The sequence below is a fragment of the Pseudomonas oryzagri genome, assembly GCF_020831405.1.
Taxonomy (GTDB): Bacteria; Pseudomonadota; Gammaproteobacteria; order Pseudomonadales; family Pseudomonadaceae; genus Geopseudomonas; species Geopseudomonas oryzagri.
Genome location: NZ_JAJHPU010000043.1, coordinates 181,924 through 198,853, shown reverse-complemented (window position 1 = coordinate 198,853; position 16,930 = coordinate 181,924). Strand labels below are relative to the sequence as shown.

The following is a 16,930-nucleotide window of genomic DNA, read 5'->3' as shown; positions in this document are numbered from 1 at the left end:
GTCCGCATGAGCGCACCGCCTTCCCACCTGCCCGCCTGCTGCAGCGCCCCGGCGGCCGACTGGCCGCTGCCGCTGCCGCTGCCCGGGCTGATCCTGCACAGCTGCCGCTTCGATCCCGCACAGCTCGCCGCCGACGACTTCGTCCGCTGCGGGCTGACCCCGCCCGCTGCCATCGCCGGCGCCATCGCCAAACGCCAGGGCGAATTCCTCGCCGGTCGCCTGTGCGCAGCCAGCGCCTTGCGGGCGCTGGCCGGCCACGCCTGCTACTACCCCGCGCGCGGCGCCGATAACGCGCCCTGCTGGCCGTCCGGCAGCCTGGGCAGCATCACCCACAGCCATGGCTGGGCCGCCGCCCTGGTCGGCGCGCAGGAGGCCTGGCGTGGCCTCGGCGTCGACGCCGAACCGCTGCTCACCCTCGCGCGTGCCGAGCGCCTGGCCGGCGAGATCCTCACCCCCGCCGAACTGGCGCACTTCCAGCACCTGCCCGCCGACGAACGCGGCGCCTGGCTGACCCTGTGCTTCTCGCTCAAGGAAAGCCTGTTCAAGGCCCTCTACCCGCTGGTGCAACGCCGCTTCTACTTCCAGGCCGCCGCCCTGGTCGAACAGGACGGCAACGGCCGGGTACGCCTGCAACTGCGCGAGGAACTGGGCGGCGAATGGACCGCCGGGCGCTGCCTGGACGGTCAGTTCGCCCTGCACGACGAGCGCCTGCTGAGCTTGGTCGCCATTCCCGCCCCCTGACCTGCCCTGCACATTACGCCAGCCTTTTTCAAGCCTGCCGCCACACAACATATTGTGTTAGTTTGCGCGCCCTTCGCAGCCGGGAGCCCCCTCCGGGAGCACCGCCGGCGAGGCGACGAACGGTAGGATAGCGCAAGATTGCGGCCTGCGCCCAGGTAGCCGAAGCAACGCACAGGCCACCCACAAATTACCCACAAGATTATCCACAGCGGTCATTTGCAACCTCGCCAAGGGCGCACTATCTTGTAGTGTATTGCCAATGACGCACTAGATATTGGGTTTTTGCGATCGCGGGCACACTTCGAGAGGCGGACCGGTCACAGGTCGACGCCCGCGCGCCGACAGTCCGTTCGAGACGCGCTAACCTGCTCGACGCGGGAGTTACCCAGCGCTCTACCCCGTCCCGATGCCTGCATCGCGCGACGGTTTTCGGGTGGCACGATGCCATACGCGCCACCCCTACATATTGTGTTTGGCCAGCGCGCGCCCATCGCCTGCTGACCATGGGCCATGGCGGCAGCCAAGCCGCCCGCCCCGCTCTTTTTGCTACTCCCGGACGCGCCCAGGCGCGCCGGGCACTGTTTCGAAACGGCGAGCACCCGTGAGGTGCTCAAACTGAATCAACGAGATCGTGGAGACCCCGATGCACACCGACACCACTCGCGAGAACCAGGCCGTCGACGCCAGCCAGGATCTGGCCGCCACCGCGCCCGGCCAGCTGCGCGTGATCAAGCGCAACGGCACCGTCGTTGCCTACACCGACGACAAGATCACCGTGGCGATCACCAAAGCCTTCCTCGCAGTGGAAGGCAGCTCCGCTGCCGCCTCGTCGCGCATCCACGACACCGTCGCGCGCCTGACCGAGCAGGTCACCGCCACCTTCAAGCGCCGCATGCCCTCCGGCGGCACCATCCACATCGAGGAGATCCAGGACCAGGTCGAACTGGCCCTGATGCGCGCAGGCGAGCAGAAGGTCGCCCGCGACTACGTGATCTACCGCGAAGCCCGCGCCCAGGAGCGCGCCAAGCGCAGCGCCGCCAGCGAAGTGGCCCAGCCGCACCCGAGCATCCGCGTCACCCTGGCCAACGGCGAGAAGCTGCCGCTCGACCTCGGCCGCCTGCAGACCATCATCACCGAGGCCTGCGAAGGCCTCGATGAAGTCGACGGCGCCCTGATCCAGCGCGAGACCCTGAAGAACCTCTACGACGGCGTGTCCGAGCAGGACGTCAACACCGCCCTGGTGATGACCGCGCGTACCCTGGTCGAGCGCGAGCCGAACTACAGCTACGTCACCGCCCGCCTGCTGATGGACACCCTGCGCGCCGAAGCGCTGGGCTTCCTCGGCATCGCCGAGCGCGCCACCCACCACGAGATGGCCGACTTCTACGGCAAGGCACTGGCCGTCTACGTCGAGAAAGGCATCGAGTTCGAACTGCTCGACCCGAAACTGCGCGAGTTCGACCTCGCCAGGCTGGGCGCCGCGCTGGATCACGAGCGCGACCAGCAGTTCACCTACCTCGGCCTGCAGACCCTCTACGACCGCTACTTCCTGCACAAGAACGACGTGCGCTTCGAGCTGCCGCAGGTGTTCTTCATGCGCGTGGCCATGGGCCTGGCCATCGCGGAGAAGGATCGCGAAGCCCGCGCCATCGAGTTCTACAACCTGCTGTCGTCGTTCGACTACATGGCCTCGACCCCGACCCTGTTCAACGCCGGCACCCTGCGTCCGCAGCTGTCCAGCTGCTACCTGACCACCGTTCCGGACGACCTGTCGGGCATCTACAACGCCATCCACGACAACGCCATGCTGTCCAAATTCGCCGGCGGCCTGGGCAACGACTGGACCCCGGTGCGCGCGCTGGGCTCCTACATCAAGGGCACCAACGGCAAGAGCCAGGGCGTCGTGCCCTTCCTCAAGGTGGTCAACGACACCGCCGTGGCGGTCAACCAGGGCGGCAAGCGCAAGGGCGCCGTCTGCGCCTACCTGGAAACCTGGCACCTGGACATCGAGGAATTCCTCGAGCTGCGCAAGAACACCGGCGACGACCGTCGCCGCACCCACGACATGAACACCGCGAACTGGATTCCCGACCTGTTCATGAAGCGCGTGTTCGACGACGGCGACTGGACCCTGTTCTCGCCGTCCGACGTGCCGGACCTGCACGACCTGACCGGCAAGGCCTTCGAGGAGCGCTACGAGTACTACGAAGCCCTGACCCAGTACGGCAAGCTCAAGCTGCACAAGACCATCAAGGCCAAGGACCTGTGGCGCAAGATGCTCTCGATGCTGTTCGAGACCGGCCACCCGTGGCTGACCTTCAAGGACCCGTGCAACCTGCGCAGCCCGCAGCAGCACGTCGGTGTCGTGCACAGCTCCAACCTGTGCACCGAGATCACCCTCAACACCAACAAGGACGAGATCGCCGTCTGCAACCTGGGCTCGATCAACCTGGTCAACCACATCGTCGATGGCAAGCTGGACACCGCCAAGCTCGAGCGCACCGTGAAGACCGCCGTGCGCATGCTCGATAACGTCATCGACATCAACTACTACAGCGTGCAGCAGGCCGAGAACGCCAACTTCAAGCACCGTCCGGTGGGCCTGGGCATCATGGGCTTCCAGGATGCCCTGTACCTGCAGCACATCGCCTACGGCTCCGAGGCCGCCGTGGCCTTCGCCGACCAGTCGATGGAAGCCATCAGCTACTACGCCATCCAGGCCTCCTGCGACCTGGCCGACGAGCGCGGCGCCTACTCGAGCTTCCAGGGCTCGCTGTGGAGCAAGGGCATCCTGCCGCTCGACTCGCTGGACATCCTCGCCGAACAGCGTGGCGCCAAGTACATGGAAGTCGACCGTTCCAGCACCCTGGCCTGGGCGCCGCTGCGCGAGCGCGTGCAGAAAGGCATGCGCAACTCCAACATCATGGCCATCGCGCCGACCGCGACCATCTCCAACATCGTTGGCGTGTCGCAGTCGATCGAGCCGACCTACCAGAACCTGTACGTGAAGTCGAACCTCTCCGGCGAGTTCACCGTGATCAACCCCTACCTGGTCCACGACCTCAAGGCCCGTGGCCTGTGGGACCCGGTAATGGTCAACGACCTCAAGTACTACGACGGTTCCGTGCAGCAGATCGAACGCATCCCGCAGGACCTCAAGGACCTGTACGCCACCGCCTTCGAGGTGGAGACCCGCTGGATCGTCGAGGCCGCCAGCCGCCGCCAGAAGTGGATCGACCAGGCCCAGTCGCTGAACCTGTACATCGCCGGCGCCTCGGGCAAGAAGCTCGACGTGACCTACCGCATGGCCTGGTTCCGCGGTCTGAAGACCACCTACTACCTCCGTGCCCTGGCCGCCACCAGCACCGAGAAGTCGACCATCACCACCGGCAAGCTCAACGCAGTGTCCTCGGTGATCGACGAAAGCCTGCCGGCCACCGAGCCGAAACCGGCCCCGGTGCCGCAGGCATGCTCGATCGACAACCCGGACTGCGAAGCCTGCCAATAAGGCTGCGCGCCCCTCTCCCGTTCGCGGGCGAGGGGCCAGCGAGGGCAAGCGCATGAATGGCCTCACAGCCCGGCCCATCCCCTATAGGGGCGAATTCATTCGCCTCGACGGGGATTCCCGGCGAATGAATTCGCCCCACGGACCGGCCAACCGGCTTCATGCGACGGCCCTGCCCCCGCCCTCTTTTCGCCTTGCGTGCCGCACGCGCCCCCATAGAACCAAGATTACTGTCTATCCACACAGGCCGACCCGCGTTGGCCGGCTCAATCAGGCAGGAGAAGCATCATGCTGAGCTGGGATGAATTCGATACCGAGGAAACCGCAGCCGCCAAGCCGGCCGCTGCCGCCGGCGAGAGCGCCGCGCCGATGACCCTCGACAAGCTGGACAGCGCCGGCGACGCCGCCGCCCACGACGCCCGCGCGGTCAGCGCCGACGACTCCGACGCCGTGGCCCGCGCCAAGGCCGCCCTCAACGAGCTGGACATCCGCGAAGGCCTCGAGGACCTCGAAGGCGCCGCCGCGCGCGTGCGCGTCGACGAGAAGCGCATGATCAACTGCCGCGCCGACCTCAACCAGCTGGTGCCCTTCAAGTACGACTGGGCCTGGCAGAAGTACCTCGACGGCTGCGCCAACCACTGGATGCCGCAAGAGGTCAACATGAACGCGGACATCGCCCTGTGGAAGAGCCAGGACGGCCTGACCGAGGACGAGCGCCGCATCGTCATGCGCAACCTCGGCTTCTTCTCCACCGCCGACTCGCTGGTCGCCAACAACCTGGCCCTGGCCGTCTACCGCCTGATCACCAACCCCGAGTGCCGCCAGTACATCCTGCGCCAGGCCTTCGAGGAAGCGATCCACACCCACGCCTACCAGTACTGCATCGAGTCGCTGGGCATGGACGAGGGCGAGATCTTCAACATGTACCACGAGATCCCGAGCGTCGCGAAGAAGGCGTCCTGGGGCCTCAAGTACACCCGCTCGATCTCCGACCCGCAGTTCGACACCGGCACCGTCGAGACCGACAAGCAGTTCCTGCGCAACCTGATCGCCTACTACTGCGTCCTGGAAGGCATCTTCTTCTACTGCGGCTTCACCCAGATCCTCTCCATGGGCCGCCGCAACAAGATGACCGGCACCGCCGAGCAGTTCCAGTACATCCTGCGCGACGAATCCATGCACCTGAACTTCGGCATCGACATGATCAACCAGATCAAGATCGAGAACCCGCACCTGTGGGACACCGAGATGAAGGACGAAGCCACCCAGATGATCCTCCAGGGCACCCAGCTGGAGATCGAATACGCCCGCGACACCATGCCCCGCGGCGTGCTGGGCATGAACGCAGCGATGATGGAGGACTACCTCAAGTTCATCGCCAACCGCCGCCTGACCCAGATCGGCCTGCCCGAACAGTACGCCGGCGCAACTAACCCGTTCCCGTGGATGAGCGAGATCATGGACCTGAAGAAGGAGAAGAACTTCTTCGAGACTCGCGTCACCGAGTACCAGACGGGTGGGGCGTTGGCTTGGGATTGATTCCGGGCGGCGACAGCCGAAAGACAGAGCGCTTTACCTGAAATGGATTTTGGGGCAGCGAATAAGGACCAGAGCCCCGCCTTGTGCGGGGCTTTTTTATTTTCAAAAAAACACCACAAGAATAGCATGAGATCAATACTGGAAATAGCATTAATATCAACAATACTACTACTGATGATATATGTTTGCTATAAGCAAAAGATAGAGCCAGGAACGCACCAAAAGCACATACCCGCAAACTTAATGATTATATACTCTGGCACCATTGTTGCAATCATTATCGCCACATTCATCACAACGCAACTCGAAGAAATAGAAATAAATGGAGATATTGGCCAAGTCGGCGACTTTGTCGGGGGATTATTAAATCCAATATTCTCCTTTATGGCCCTCATAGTTCTCTTAAGAACAACAAAAATACAAATACAAGAAATACAAAAAAGCTCAGAAGCCCTACTCCAACAAAAAGAAGTCACAGAGCGAGAGAAATTTGAAAATACCTTCTTCAAGCTCATCGACCGTTTCGAAGATTTTTGCACACAATACACTAGAGCTGTAATTAACGACGACGGCACAACAAGAGCTGTCTTCATCAGAGGCCAGATAAAGGAAATATCCCAGTTAATCCAACCCCAAGAGCCGACGAAAGAGCAAGTCAAAAAAATAAAGAAAGAAATTGACAAGCTATTCCACAAGTCATTAGACAACAACATTTCATTCATGCGCAGAGGGTTTTTAGCCTTATACTTCATTGATGACTCAAAGCTAAAGCCGAACGAAAAAGAGTTTTACGCAAGATATTTTTTTGATAGCTTCGCAAAAAATGAGCGATACATATTCATAATGTTCGCATATGCCATCGGAACAAGATCAAAAGCACTAACAAGGAAATACGGAATTGGCGAAAACATAAAACCTGCTCTATATATATCCGAACACATAGAAAAATACTTCACCACCAAAAAAATCTTGCCACCTAAAAAGTGAGGTAGCCTGTACACGGTCGGTGGAAAATCGCTTCGCTAGTTATCACCCTACGCCGGGCCGCGGCTGGCGTAGCGTGGACAACGGCTCAGCCTTGTCCACCGGACGGGGCCACGGGTAACGACCACAGGCTCACGGAGGAACCATGTCCAACTACCGCCGCGCCCGCGTGCCGGGGGCGAGCTACTTCTTCACGGTGAACTTGCGGGACCGGCGCAGCGAAGTAGCCTGTACCTCGCGTGGTGGAAAATCGCTTCGCGAGTTTTTTTGATCGTTCCCACGCTCCTGCGTGGGAACGCAGCCCTCGACGCTCCGCGTCCACTCGAAGGCCTTCGCGCGTCATAGCCCCCGTAGCGACGCAGAGCGTCACAGGCGAGCGTGGGAGCCATCAGCCGAGGAGGCGGCCCAACGCAATCCAACAACCGATTCAAGGACGAATCCCATGGGCCGCAGCCGCTACGTCATTACCGATCCCGCGCAACCGCACTTCCTCACCTGTACGGTGATGGAGTGGCTACCGCTATTCAGCCGCCCCGCGCTGGTCGAGATCCTGCTCGACTGCTGGCGTTACCAGCAGGCCCGTGAGGGGCTCCGGTTGTACGGCTACGTGGTGATGGAAAACCACCTGCACTACCTGGCCCAAGCACCCGATCTGGCCAAATGCGTCAGCGGCTTCAAGTCCTACACAGCCCGCCGGATACTCGACGATCTGCAACAACGCGGCTCGGAGTCGGTCCTGCAGCGGCTGAGCTTCAGCAAGCGGGCACACAAACAGGATCGGGAATATCAGCTCTGGCAGGAAGGCAGCCATGCCGAGCTGGTCTGCAGCGCCGAGGTCATGCGCCAGAAACTGGACTACATCCACCAGAATCCCGTGCGCCGTGGTTTTGTAGATCGGCCCGAGCACTGGCGGTACTCCAGTGCTCGGGACTATGAGGGGCAACCTGGATTGATCGAGATCGAGTGCTGGACTTGAGCAGACGCGGAGCGTCCGCGGCTGCATTCCCACGCGGAGCGTGGGAACGATCAGTCAAGCACGGGCATGTGGCGCGGGCGACTGGTCATGGTCGAGCTAGGTAGCGCGGCTCATTTGCCCCGCGCGGAACGGGCTTCCGACAGGCGCTGCCGATAGGGCTGACATGTTGTGCAGCGATGTTGCGCCGTGGGTTTGGCCATTATCCGGCGGGTTATGCCTGCGGCTAACCCGCCCTGCATGAATCCAGGCTGGTGCCCGGCGGCGGGTCTACCATCAACATACAAGGACGCCAGCTACAACCTGAACCTGCGAAGGTACGCCATGAGCCAGAAGATCGACCTGACGATCCAGCAAGACTACCTGAATCCCTTTTCTTCGCCAGACAACCCCAGACTGTGTCCCGAGCTGGTGGACTACCTGTCGGACAGCGCCTGGTATCACTCCGAACTGGAGCTGCAAATCAGCTGCCCGCAAGGCGAGCGCGAGCGCCTGCAGCGGGCCATCGGCAATACCTTTACGGAAAAGAGCGAACAGCTCAGAGGCAATATCAGAGCCCAGCGGCGGGGCGGGGTGGTGCTGGCGGTGCTGGCGATTGCCCTGGTGCTGGCGGCCACGGCGCTGGGAGTCGAGGGCACCATCCCCGTGGGGGTCGTCACCGTCACCGCGTGGATGATGATCTGGCGCACCGCGGAGATATTCCTGCTGGATATCCGCCACGGCCGACGGGAGCTGCGCAAGCACCAGCGCATCCTCGACGCGCCCAAGCACTTCGTCTGAGGCCAGGACTCCGATCGTTCCCACGCTCCGTGTGGGAATGCATCCCGCGACGCTCCGCGTTCACCCGCAGCAGCGCATGCTCCAGCGAAGTAGCCTGCACCTCGCTTGTGGGAAAATCGTGCGCGAGTCTTCCACGGGGTAGCCATCCACCCTACGGATCGGCGCTCCCTCAGACGCAATTCCCTGCACAGCCACCGCGCGCGCACGCCGGCGGCTCCGGGTTCTTCAGGGCGCGGCTGCTGACCACGCCGGAGGCGCCGAGCAGCTTGGTCACCGGGGCGTCGTCCGCAATGGCCGGGTCTTCGGGCAGCGCGCAGGCTGCGCGCAGTTCGCCCCAGGTTTTCGGAGTCAGCGCCATCGGATGCTGGACTTCGTACACCTGGCCGTTGGCTTCGCAGCGATAATCGTAAGTCGGCATGGCTATTCCTCTCAGGACGGATGCGGGCAGCGCTACTCTACCGTTTTCAGGCGCGACGAAAAGACCGCTTGTGCCGTCTCGCGGGTCAGCACGATCTGCACGCTCACAGAGAACGGTCGAGCCTCAGCCAACCGCCTGTCCGCGACGACCGGCCAGCGCCTTGCGCGCGGTGTCGACGAACGGCATGACGATCAGGCTGTAGAGGCTCAGATAACGGTGCGGGTCGCGTTCGGCGGTGCCGAAGTCGAGCTTTTCCGGCTTGCTGGTGGTGGTATAGAGCGTGCCGAACATCCAATCCCAGATCGACAGGTTGGTGCCGAAGTTCCTGTGGTAGTGATGCGGCGCGGCGCTGTGGTGGATCTGGTGTTGCGCGGGGCTGTTGAAGACGTGCTCCAAGGCCGGGCCGAACGACAGCCAGACATGACTGTGGCGCAGGTTGGCGGCCAGGCTGTTGAAGATGAATACCAGCCAGGTCACGCCGAACAGGGTGTAGCGGCTGACCTCGCCACCGCACAGATACCAGAACACCCCGGCGTAGGCGCCCAGCAGCACGAGGCTGAGCACCTTGTCGGCAATCAGCTCGAGGAAATGCACCCGGCTGGCGGTCAGCGGCACCAGCACCGGCGCGGCGTGGTGGACCTTGTGGAACTCCCACAGCCAGCGGCAATGGAAGGCGCGGTGCGTCCAGTAGCTGGCGAAGTCGTTGATCAGGAACACTCCCAGGCCATAGAGCAGACTCAGGCCCAGATCCTGTCCCAATTGCGGCCTCGCGCCCCACAGGTTGGTGAAGAAGGCGAGGTAGTCGCCCGAGCGCAGGATGTACGGGTCGACCAGGCCGACGATAGGCACTATCAGCAGCACCTTGATCAGGGCGCGCACGAAGTAGTAGCGGTAGTCGAGCAAGGCGGACGGATGGAAGTACACGCGGCTGCCGCCGATGAACTGCCAGAAGGAGCGCGCGTCGGTCAGTTGCCGGCTCCGCTGCCGGCGGTAGAGCAGGTAGGCCACGCTGTAGGAAATGCCCAGGAAGAACGCACCGATGCGCCCGTTGAGGTCGAACAGGCCCTTGAACTGCTTGATGACTGCCGCCAGCAGCCAGCCCAGCTGCTCGCCGGCGAGCGACAACTCTTCCATGGCGTGCCTTCCCCCTGATGAAAAAGCGCCAGTCATGATAGGCAAGGCGAAATGGTTTGCAAATGAGAACGTATCTTCCTGATCGCGTCCAGGCGGGGCGTGGGTATGCCAGCGAAGCCACCCTCGACTTGCCAACCCCAGGAACTTGCTCTATCCGGAACGGTCTTTCCTGCTTCGCCGACCCGGAGACATCCAACGGACGGCCCACAAGGCCTCTCAGCAAGGACTCCTTATGAACCCGCACAAACTTTCCCTGATTGCCCTCCTCGGCTCCCTGCCGCTGGCCGCCTGCGCCGCCACGCCCGAAGCGCTCAAGCCCTTCCCGACGGCCGCCGAGGGTTACCGGCGGCATGTGATCGACCTGCCGCCCCAGCCGAACGAAGCCGACCACAGGGTGGAGCTGATCGCCGGCAAGACCCTGGAGGTGGACTGCAACCGTCACCGCCTGGGCGGCCAGTGGCAGGAGAAAACCGTGGAAGGCTGGGGTTACGGCTACTACCAACTGGAAAAGGTCGGCCCAGCGCTCAGCACTCTGATGGCCTGCCCGGATGCCAGCCGCAAGCAGGCCTTCGTGGCGGTGGGCGGCGAACCCATGCTGGTGCGCTACAACAGCAGGCTGCCGCTGGTGATCTACGCCCCCGCGGATGTGGAGGTGCGCTATCGCATCTGGTCGGCCGCGCAGGACAGCAGCCCTGCCCTGCAGCAATAAGCGTCTGGGTGGACTTGTGCGTTTTTGGGCGCGGGTGGAGATGGGGCTAAAAGCGAATCCCCCCTAACCCCCCTTTTGCAAAGGGGGGGATGGTTCTGTGGGGGGTGAGAGGGCGGGTGTCTGTCTGTACCGGATCTTCGGGCGTATTCCGGACCAATTTCCGTCTATCGGGGGGAGATGGCATCGGGAAGTTTGGGAGAACCGGCTCTGTACCTGACGTTTCCCCGCCCCTACAGACAGGATTGGCTCCGTGCTTTGCGATATGGCGCCTGGCCCACATCTCAAGCCCCCCACCCATCCCCTCCCCCCTTTGAAAAAGGGGGGCCGGGGGGGATTAGCCTCCCCAACTCCCCCCAAATAACCTCCAGCACCGCCCCCAGCTCCCGCAACACCTGCCGGTCGTCGAAGCGGATCACCCGCAACCCCAGCGCCTCCAGATCCCGGGTGCGCCGGTTGTCGTAGGCGATGGCTTCCGGCGCATGGTGCTGGGAACCGTCCAGTTCGATGACCAGCCGGGCCGCCGCGCAATAGAAGTCGACGATGTAGCCGGCCAGCGGCTTCTGTCGGTAGAACTGCAGGCCGCCCAGCTGCTTGCGGCGCAGGCAGGCCCACAGGCGTCGCTCGGCGTCGGTCATGTCGTTGCGCAGCTGGCGCGATAGCGGTTTGAGACGACGATCGTAGGGCAGCATGGGACGCCTCCTTGCGTTCATGCCCGAGGCGCTCAGCGCCTTGTCGTGGCGACCGGTTTGTCAGCCCTGCTTCAGCGCCACCAGCGCGAAGCCGCAGACGATGCCGGCCAGGGCGATCAGCCAGCCGATCCGGTAGCCACGGTTCTTGTTCGCCTGGCGAACGGGGTCCACGGGTTTCTTCTTTCTCACAAGTCCACCTGCCTATCGATCCGAACAATGCGCCTGCATGGCGCCCAACGGCACACCTGAGCCGATGGCCCCGCGGGAAGGGACTCTGTCTTTTCCGCCCTGCGCGAGGCCGTCTTTGTAGGGCGCACGGCCGCGCTTGTCCAGCCCGGCGAGCCGCATATCCGCCCGGCTGCATTATGATGGCCCGCCTCTATCCGCACAGGACCCTGCCCATGGCCAAATGGCTGGCAAAAACCGAACCCGCCGAATGCGGCATCGACGACTTCGCCAGGGCCCCGCAGACGCCCATCCGCTGGGACGGGGTGCGCAACTACCAGGCGCGCAACTTCCTCACGGCGATGGCCGAGGGCGACGAGGTGTTCGTCTACCACTCGAGCTGCAAGGACATCGGCATCGCCGGCGTGGTGCGGGTGGCGCGCAGCGCCTACACCGACCCGACCCAGTTCGATCCCGAGTCGCCCTACTTCGATGCCAAGAGCACGCCGGACAAGCCGCGCTGGCAAGCCGTGGACATGGTGTTCGAGCGCAAGCTGTCGCGGCTGATCTCCCTCGACCGCCTCAAGAGCCTGCCCGGTCTGGAGAACCTGCCGCTGGTGCAGCGCGGCAGCCGCCTGTCGGTGATGCCGGTCGGCGAAGAGGAATGGCGGATCATCCTCGGCGAGCAGCGCTAGCCGGGAGGGAACCGGCTCCCCCACCCAAGCGTGGGGAGCCATCGAGGGGAGCGTCGCTCCGCGTTCCATCCTGGAGCGCGGGAATGGGCGCTGGAGACTCGGCAGGCCGACGCTACATCAGCGCGTCGATCAGCATCGCGTTGCTGTAGACCAGGCTGCCGTCGCTGGCGCGGTGGCCGACCAGATGGAATTGCCCGCGCTGGTCATCCTTGCGCAGGTAGACCCGCAAGCGGCAATCGGACAATGGCCCGCATTCGGGCGGTGTTTTCAGATCCAGATCGTTGTAGTCGACCGGAACCAGCACCTCGTCTTCCCCGCTGTTCTGCAAGTACGCCTCGGCCTCTTCCAGGTCCCGACGGTTTTGGCCGCCGATATAGAAATGCATCAACCCCATGGGAACCGATTTCTCGTTGGGTTGGCGCTTGCACCAGCTCTCGATCTCGAAGCTGCTCATGGAGAATTCTCCCCAGTCGAGTGAAAGGTCAGGACGACACCCGCCGTTGAGGATGGCCAGGCATTCCCCGCCACCGACGACTCGTCCCCCTTCGCACTGCGAAGCCACTTCGCTGCACCCAGCCCGCTCTGCGTACTTCAGGCCGACTCGGACAGCACCGTCCAGTAGATCTCCGCATCGCTATTGGGGTCGACCGCCCCGGGCGGACCCAGTTCCCGAAACGGCGGATCGATCTGATCGACGTAGCGATCCCCCGTGCCGCTGCCGCTAAAAAGCGACCATTGCCGCCGATTGCGCTGCCCGCCTTCTCCGCCCGGGCTTGGACAGCGTCTTGCTGGCCCAGGACGACAGCCGATCGTCGGCGCGGCGAATGACGGCGTGTCTCCGGCGATAAGGGCTGCCGGCCCTGCGCGCCCAGGCCGAGCCGAGCCCCGGCCTCGCGGCAAGCGGCAAAGGCGATGCGAAGCGGCGAGCGAGCGCCCGCCGGCGAGGCGCCCCGGCTTCGTTTTAGGGCATGCCGCGCGCCATGGCGACCAACGCTCGCACCTCGCCAGCAGGCGGGCCCCGTTGCGCCGGGCCGTCTAGGACGGGGTTTTGCAGCTGGCCTGGGGCTTGCATTCGCTCCCTGGCGCCATGTGGCGTCAGGAGAAGCGAATGATGGAATGGCTCAAGGCAGTGATAGTCCCGCTGGCGACGATGTCCTCGCTGGCACAGGCGCAGGAGGTGTTGAAGGTCTACAACTGGGTCGACTATATCGACCCGGCAGTCGTCGCCGACTTCGAGCGCGAAAGCGGCGCCAAGGTCGAGTACCGGCAGTTCGCCACTTCCGGGGAAATGCTGGCGAGCCTGGAGGGCGGCGAACGCTTCGACGTGATAGTCCCCACCAGCGATTCCGTACTCGTCAAACTGCTGCAGGAAAAGCGTCTTCAGCCGGTACGCACCGAGGCGCTGAGCAATTACGCCAGCGTTGACCCCGACCTGCAGGTCAAACTCTCGGCGATCCAGCAGGCCCATCGCTACGTGGTGCCCTACATGTGGGGAACGGTCGGGCTGTTCGTCAACACCGAGTTGGTCGCCCCGCTGTATGGCGGCGAGCCGCCGAACAGCTGGAGCCTGCTGTTCGAACCGCAGCAGGCGCAGCGCCTGTCGGCATGCGGCCTCAGCCTGCTGAACGCCGAGGAAGAGGTGTTTTCCATCTGGTTCGCCTACAAGGGCCGCAGTCTCGGCACCAGCGGACCGCGCCGGATCGCCGCCGAGGCCCCGCAGATCCGCAATGCCGGTGTCGGCATCGGCCCGCCGGAATTCTCCGCGTACACCGAGCAGATGCGCACCGGCAAGGTCTGCGCAGGCATGGCCTGGAGCGGCCTGGTCAATGCCGCCAACAACGACGGCAAGCTGCGCTACAGCATTCCGGTCGAAGGTGGCCTGCTGTTCATCGACAGTCTGGCGATCCCGGCGAATGCACCGAACCCGGAGCTGGCTCACCGCTTCATCAACTTCATGCTGGCGCCGGAAAACGCCGTGCGTAATGCCCGTGCCATCGACTTCACCCCAAGCCTCGACCTGAGCCGCGAGGAGTACCGCCGCCTGTTGCCCAAGCTCAGCGTCCCCAGCCAGGAGGAGCTGCGCCGCCTGCACTTCCTCGAGCCGATCACGGATAAGCAGAAAGTCGCGATCGGCGAAGGCTGGCAGCAGTACATCGCCAAGCCCTGAGGTGCGTCCCGGCCGGAGATGGAGAGCAACGCTCCGCTCCAATTCAGCGTGCAGCGGCGCAAGGATCGTCCGTCTGCCCAGAAAGGCCTCGTACCACCCGTCCATCAAGTCGCCCCTGCCCCAGGTCCGACACGACAGCCGATGGCCGGTAACGCCGGCCGGCGAAGAAGAATGCTGGCCCTCCCCGCGCGCAGGCCTGGAAAAAAGCGCCCGAAGTCGGGAACTCGCCAGCCTCGCTTCTGCGGGAAATACCCTTTTCCGTGTGATATCAGCGACGTAGATACTTGCCCGGACCCGCATTCTTTACGCCCTACAAAAGCGCACTACACTCCTTCTCAGACACACCATCCATACACCCGCTCCCGGAATATCATCAAAACTGAAACACCGCATTCAGGATATGGCGAAAAAATCCTGGGGCGGTAGCGTGCCTGGATGGACATGTTAAATGCAGGAAACCGCAAACCTTGCAATCTTCCGCGCCAGAATATTCCGCTATAAATCTACAGCTGCAATAGCGAGCCACGGATGTTCACGCGATTGTCTGTCACTTTGCCCGGCGGCTATGGTCATGCGGCGAAGAAATCCCGGCTCCTGCTGGAGCAAAGAAACCAGATGGCAGACGCACCCCTCGCGGCCCTTTGCCGCCCAGCCCGCGTCGGACGCGGGTTACGGGCGTTCCGGGCAACCGCCCCGGGGCCCTTGGCAGGGTGACAAAGGCATGCTCTTTACCCTCGACGAGCTTGATCGCAATGCTCCCGGCATGGCTCCCACGCCCACATTGGCGGCGATGGGGATCGCGTCGAAACAGGTAAAAGCGTGGCAATAACGATGAGATAAGCAATCGTCCCGAACAACGGCCTTGCTAACGAAAATACCGGTTCCAGCCGACCCAACCAAAAACCAATCGGAATATATCAATACCGCATTATTCGGCATCAGGCGGCACTCACAAGACAATGCCAAGCGAATTAAAATCGACGAAACCACAAACCCTAGGAGTTAATTACTACCAAACAAACCAACACTAAAGATGTCTGATCTAGTTATAGCGATTTGGCATTCGAAGAATGCCTGCATGAGGTCACTACTCTGCGTCACGTTTCCAGGCAGCGCCTGGAGCAAATCCCGGATGGACCCACCATCGTCACCTTCCGCCGCCAGCAGAAAGCCCCCACTGGCGGGCAGGATCCGAAGCTTAGGATGAGCGCGACCTGTAACTGTCGCAGGCATGCCTCCCCACCCATTCAACGCCCCCAACGCACTCGAAAAAGCCACCCTCGTCCTGCGTGATACCTCGCGATGGCATTACCAGCGATCGCCGCTTTTCAGAGTTACCCCACCTCGCTGCAGCGCCAGCAAGGAGTTTCGCCATGTACAAGCCCCTGACCACCCTTTCCCTGGCCTTGGCCCTGATTGCTCACCAGGCACTGGCGGCGCCCGAGAGCCCGCCCGCTCAGTCGGCTACGGGCGCCGCCATGCTGTTGGCCGCCAACGAGGGCAAGACCAACGAGCGCTCGACCCCGGCCAAGCAACCCCAGGCGACCAACTCCGCGACGCCGGCGATTCCGGCGACCCCGGCCGTGCCGGGCGGCCCCGGTACTCCGGCCACGCCGGCGATACCTGCGACTCCGGCCGTACCCAATCCCGGCAACGGGCATGGCAATGGCAACGCCAGCCGCAGCTGATCCGGGGCACGACCCGTCACCCTCCCAGGGGACGGCATTGCATGGATCGTGCTCTGCACGATCCGGCACCCGGGCGGATCGCGGGGCAATTTCGGCACACGACCTGTAACTCGAGCAGTCGGTTGCGGCAGGGATACGGGCGCTGACAACAGCGCCGCGACTTGCCCGGCCTCAGAAAAGAGATCGCGTCATGCTACTCCGTAACCTCATCCTGGCCCTGAGCGTGATCCTGGCAATCCTCAGCGGTGGCGGCGCACAGGCCGAGAGCGACTCCACCTACAAACTGGCCTCCGGCGACATCATCCGCATCAGCGTGTTTGGCGAGCCGGACCTCAGCTTCGAAGAGATCCGTCTCAACGACGCCGGCATCTTCTCCTACCCGTTCCTGGGCGATGTGCGGGCCAAGGGCAAGACGGCGGCAGAGATCGAACGCATGCTCACCGATCGCCTCAAGGGGGACGAATACCTGACCGACCCTCGCGTATCGGTCAGCATCCTCAAGTATCGCGACTTCTTTATCAGCGGCGAGGTCAAGACGCCCGGCGGCTACCCGTTCCAGCCCGGCCTGACCCTGCGCCGCGCCGTTGCACTGGCCGGTGGGCTCACCGAGCGCGCCTCGGTCAACCGCATCACCATCATCCGCGACCAAGACCCACAGCGGCGGGCCGTAGAGGCCACGCTGGATACCACTGTGATGCCTGGCGACACCATCAATATTGATCAGGGCTTTTTCTGAACAATCG

At 63.1% G+C, this 16,930-nt stretch carries 15 protein-coding genes and 1 pseudogene; 12 read left to right on the top strand and 4 right to left on the bottom strand.

Features of this window, described 5'->3' with window-relative positions; all coding sequences use genetic code 11:
* Nucleotides 1–6 precede the first annotated feature (6 nt).
* The 7 genes and pseudogenes from LMJ29_RS17545 (at nt 7) to LMJ29_RS17520 (ending at nt 8,522) form a co-directional block, all read left to right on the top strand.
* Nucleotides 7–741 carry a 4'-phosphopantetheinyl transferase family protein gene (locus LMJ29_RS17545; protein WP_229606818.1) on the top strand — a complete coding sequence of 245 codons (735 nt, stop codon included), beginning with the start codon at nt 7–9 and terminating at the stop codon, nt 739–741.
* A gap of 643 nt (nt 742–1,384) precedes the next feature.
* Complete coding sequence (locus tag LMJ29_RS17540) at nt 1,385–4,249, top strand: ribonucleoside-diphosphate reductase subunit alpha (protein WP_229606817.1); 2,865 nt, start codon at nt 1,385–1,387, stop codon at nt 4,247–4,249.
* Between the two features lie 285 nt (nt 4,250–4,534).
* Nucleotides 4,535–5,785 carry a ribonucleotide-diphosphate reductase subunit beta gene (locus tag LMJ29_RS17535; protein WP_229606816.1) on the top strand — a complete coding sequence of 417 codons (1,251 nt, stop codon included), beginning with the start codon at nt 4,535–4,537 and terminating at the stop codon, nt 5,783–5,785.
* 126 nt (nt 5,786–5,911) lie between these two features.
* Nucleotides 5,912–6,772: a hypothetical protein gene (locus LMJ29_RS17530; protein WP_229606815.1), complete on the top strand. Its 861-nt coding sequence runs from the start codon at nt 5,912–5,914 to the stop codon at nt 6,770–6,772.
* Between the two features lie 142 nt (nt 6,773–6,914).
* Nucleotides 6,915–6,995 (top strand): annotated as a pseudogene (locus tag LMJ29_RS21040) (REP-associated tyrosine transposase); the annotation flags it as partial.
* A gap of 216 nt (nt 6,996–7,211) precedes the next feature.
* Nucleotides 7,212–7,745: an REP-associated tyrosine transposase gene (locus LMJ29_RS17525; protein WP_229606814.1), complete on the top strand. Its 534-nt coding sequence runs from the start codon at nt 7,212–7,214 to the stop codon at nt 7,743–7,745.
* A gap of 321 nt (nt 7,746–8,066) precedes the next feature.
* Nucleotides 8,067–8,522 (top strand): hypothetical protein, encoded by a 456-nt coding sequence (locus LMJ29_RS17520; RefSeq protein ID WP_229606813.1) that lies wholly within the window; start codon nt 8,067–8,069, stop codon nt 8,520–8,522.
* A gap of 169 nt (nt 8,523–8,691) precedes the next feature.
* Here the strand turns inward: LMJ29_RS17520 and LMJ29_RS17515 are convergent, their stop codons facing one another.
* Both LMJ29_RS17515 and LMJ29_RS17510 read right to left on the bottom strand, forming a co-directional pair.
* On the bottom strand, nt 8,692–8,940 hold the full coding sequence (locus LMJ29_RS17515; protein ID WP_229606812.1) for an FmdB family zinc ribbon protein: 249 nt from the start codon (nt 8,938–8,940) through the stop codon (nt 8,692–8,694).
* A gap of 123 nt (nt 8,941–9,063) precedes the next feature.
* Nucleotides 9,064–10,074: a sterol desaturase family protein gene (locus tag LMJ29_RS17510; RefSeq protein WP_229606811.1), complete on the bottom strand. Its 1,011-nt coding sequence runs from the start codon at nt 10,072–10,074 to the stop codon at nt 9,064–9,066.
* Nucleotides 10,075–10,306: 232 nt separating this feature from the next.
* On the opposite strand from LMJ29_RS17510, the gene eco reads away from it, so the two are divergent.
* A complete protein-coding gene (gene eco / locus LMJ29_RS17505; protein ID WP_229606810.1) occupies nt 10,307–10,783 on the top strand; it encodes a serine protease inhibitor ecotin in 477 nt (158 codons plus the stop codon).
* Between the two features lie 281 nt (nt 10,784–11,064).
* Here eco and LMJ29_RS17500 read toward each other — a convergent pair whose 3' ends face one another.
* Entirely contained in the window at nt 11,065–11,472 is a 408-nt protein-coding gene (locus tag LMJ29_RS17500; RefSeq protein WP_229606809.1) for an endonuclease domain-containing protein, read from the bottom strand.
* A gap of 401 nt (nt 11,473–11,873) precedes the next feature.
* Between LMJ29_RS17500 and LMJ29_RS17495 the strand changes: the two genes are divergently transcribed.
* Nucleotides 11,874–12,332: an EVE domain-containing protein gene (locus tag LMJ29_RS17495; protein ID WP_229606808.1), complete on the top strand. Its 459-nt coding sequence runs from the start codon at nt 11,874–11,876 to the stop codon at nt 12,330–12,332.
* 112 nt (nt 12,333–12,444) lie between these two features.
* Here the strand turns inward: LMJ29_RS17495 and LMJ29_RS17490 are convergent, their stop codons facing one another.
* Nucleotides 12,445–12,786 (bottom strand): hypothetical protein, encoded by a 342-nt coding sequence (locus LMJ29_RS17490; protein ID WP_229606807.1) that lies wholly within the window; start codon nt 12,784–12,786, stop codon nt 12,445–12,447.
* Nucleotides 12,787–13,440: 654 nt separating this feature from the next.
* Here LMJ29_RS17490 and LMJ29_RS17485 point away from each other — a divergent pair.
* The 3 genes from LMJ29_RS17485 to LMJ29_RS17475 all read left to right on the top strand — a co-directional run bounded on the left by LMJ29_RS17485 (nt 13,441) and on the right by LMJ29_RS17475 (nt 16,923).
* A complete protein-coding gene (locus LMJ29_RS17485) occupies nt 13,441–14,499 on the top strand; it encodes an extracellular solute-binding protein (protein ID WP_229606806.1) in 1,059 nt (352 codons plus the stop codon).
* A gap of 1,373 nt (nt 14,500–15,872) precedes the next feature.
* Entirely contained in the window at nt 15,873–16,187 is a 315-nt protein-coding gene (locus LMJ29_RS17480; protein ID WP_229606805.1) for a hypothetical protein, read from the top strand.
* A gap of 190 nt (nt 16,188–16,377) precedes the next feature.
* A complete protein-coding gene (locus LMJ29_RS17475) occupies nt 16,378–16,923 on the top strand; it encodes a polysaccharide biosynthesis/export family protein (RefSeq protein ID WP_229606804.1) in 546 nt (181 codons plus the stop codon).
* Nucleotides 16,924–16,930: the final 7 nt, after the last annotated feature.

What these genes read in the sequence shown, in the direction of transcription:
- LMJ29_RS17545 (WP_229606818.1), top strand. Translation starts at nt 7, where the DNA reads ATGAGCGCACCGCCTTCCCACCTGCCCGCCTGCTGCAGCGCCCCGGCG.
- LMJ29_RS17540 (WP_229606817.1), top strand. Translation starts at nt 1,385, where the DNA reads ATGCACACCGACACCACTCGCGAGAACCAGGCCGTCGACGCCAGCCAG.
- LMJ29_RS17535 (WP_229606816.1), top strand. Translation starts at nt 4,535, where the DNA reads ATGCTGAGCTGGGATGAATTCGATACCGAGGAAACCGCAGCCGCCAAG.
- LMJ29_RS17530 (WP_229606815.1), top strand. Translation starts at nt 5,912, where the DNA reads ATGAGATCAATACTGGAAATAGCATTAATATCAACAATACTACTACTG.
- LMJ29_RS17525 (WP_229606814.1), top strand. Translation starts at nt 7,212, where the DNA reads ATGGGCCGCAGCCGCTACGTCATTACCGATCCCGCGCAACCGCACTTC.
- LMJ29_RS17520 (WP_229606813.1), top strand. Translation starts at nt 8,067, where the DNA reads ATGAGCCAGAAGATCGACCTGACGATCCAGCAAGACTACCTGAATCCC.
- LMJ29_RS17515 (WP_229606812.1), bottom strand. Translation starts at nt 8,940, where the DNA reads ATGCCGACTTACGATTATCGCTGCGAAGCCAACGGCCAGGTGTACGAA.
- LMJ29_RS17510 (WP_229606811.1), bottom strand. Translation starts at nt 10,074, where the DNA reads ATGGAAGAGTTGTCGCTCGCCGGCGAGCAGCTGGGCTGGCTGCTGGCG.
- eco (WP_229606810.1), top strand. Translation starts at nt 10,307, where the DNA reads ATGAACCCGCACAAACTTTCCCTGATTGCCCTCCTCGGCTCCCTGCCG.
- LMJ29_RS17500 (WP_229606809.1), bottom strand. Translation starts at nt 11,472, where the DNA reads ATGCTGCCCTACGATCGTCGTCTCAAACCGCTATCGCGCCAGCTGCGC.
- LMJ29_RS17495 (WP_229606808.1), top strand. Translation starts at nt 11,874, where the DNA reads ATGGCCAAATGGCTGGCAAAAACCGAACCCGCCGAATGCGGCATCGAC.
- LMJ29_RS17490 (WP_229606807.1), bottom strand. Translation starts at nt 12,786, where the DNA reads ATGAGCAGCTTCGAGATCGAGAGCTGGTGCAAGCGCCAACCCAACGAG.
- LMJ29_RS17485 (WP_229606806.1), top strand. Translation starts at nt 13,441, where the DNA reads ATGATGGAATGGCTCAAGGCAGTGATAGTCCCGCTGGCGACGATGTCC.
- LMJ29_RS17480 (WP_229606805.1), top strand. Translation starts at nt 15,873, where the DNA reads ATGTACAAGCCCCTGACCACCCTTTCCCTGGCCTTGGCCCTGATTGCT.
- LMJ29_RS17475 (WP_229606804.1), top strand. Translation starts at nt 16,378, where the DNA reads ATGCTACTCCGTAACCTCATCCTGGCCCTGAGCGTGATCCTGGCAATC.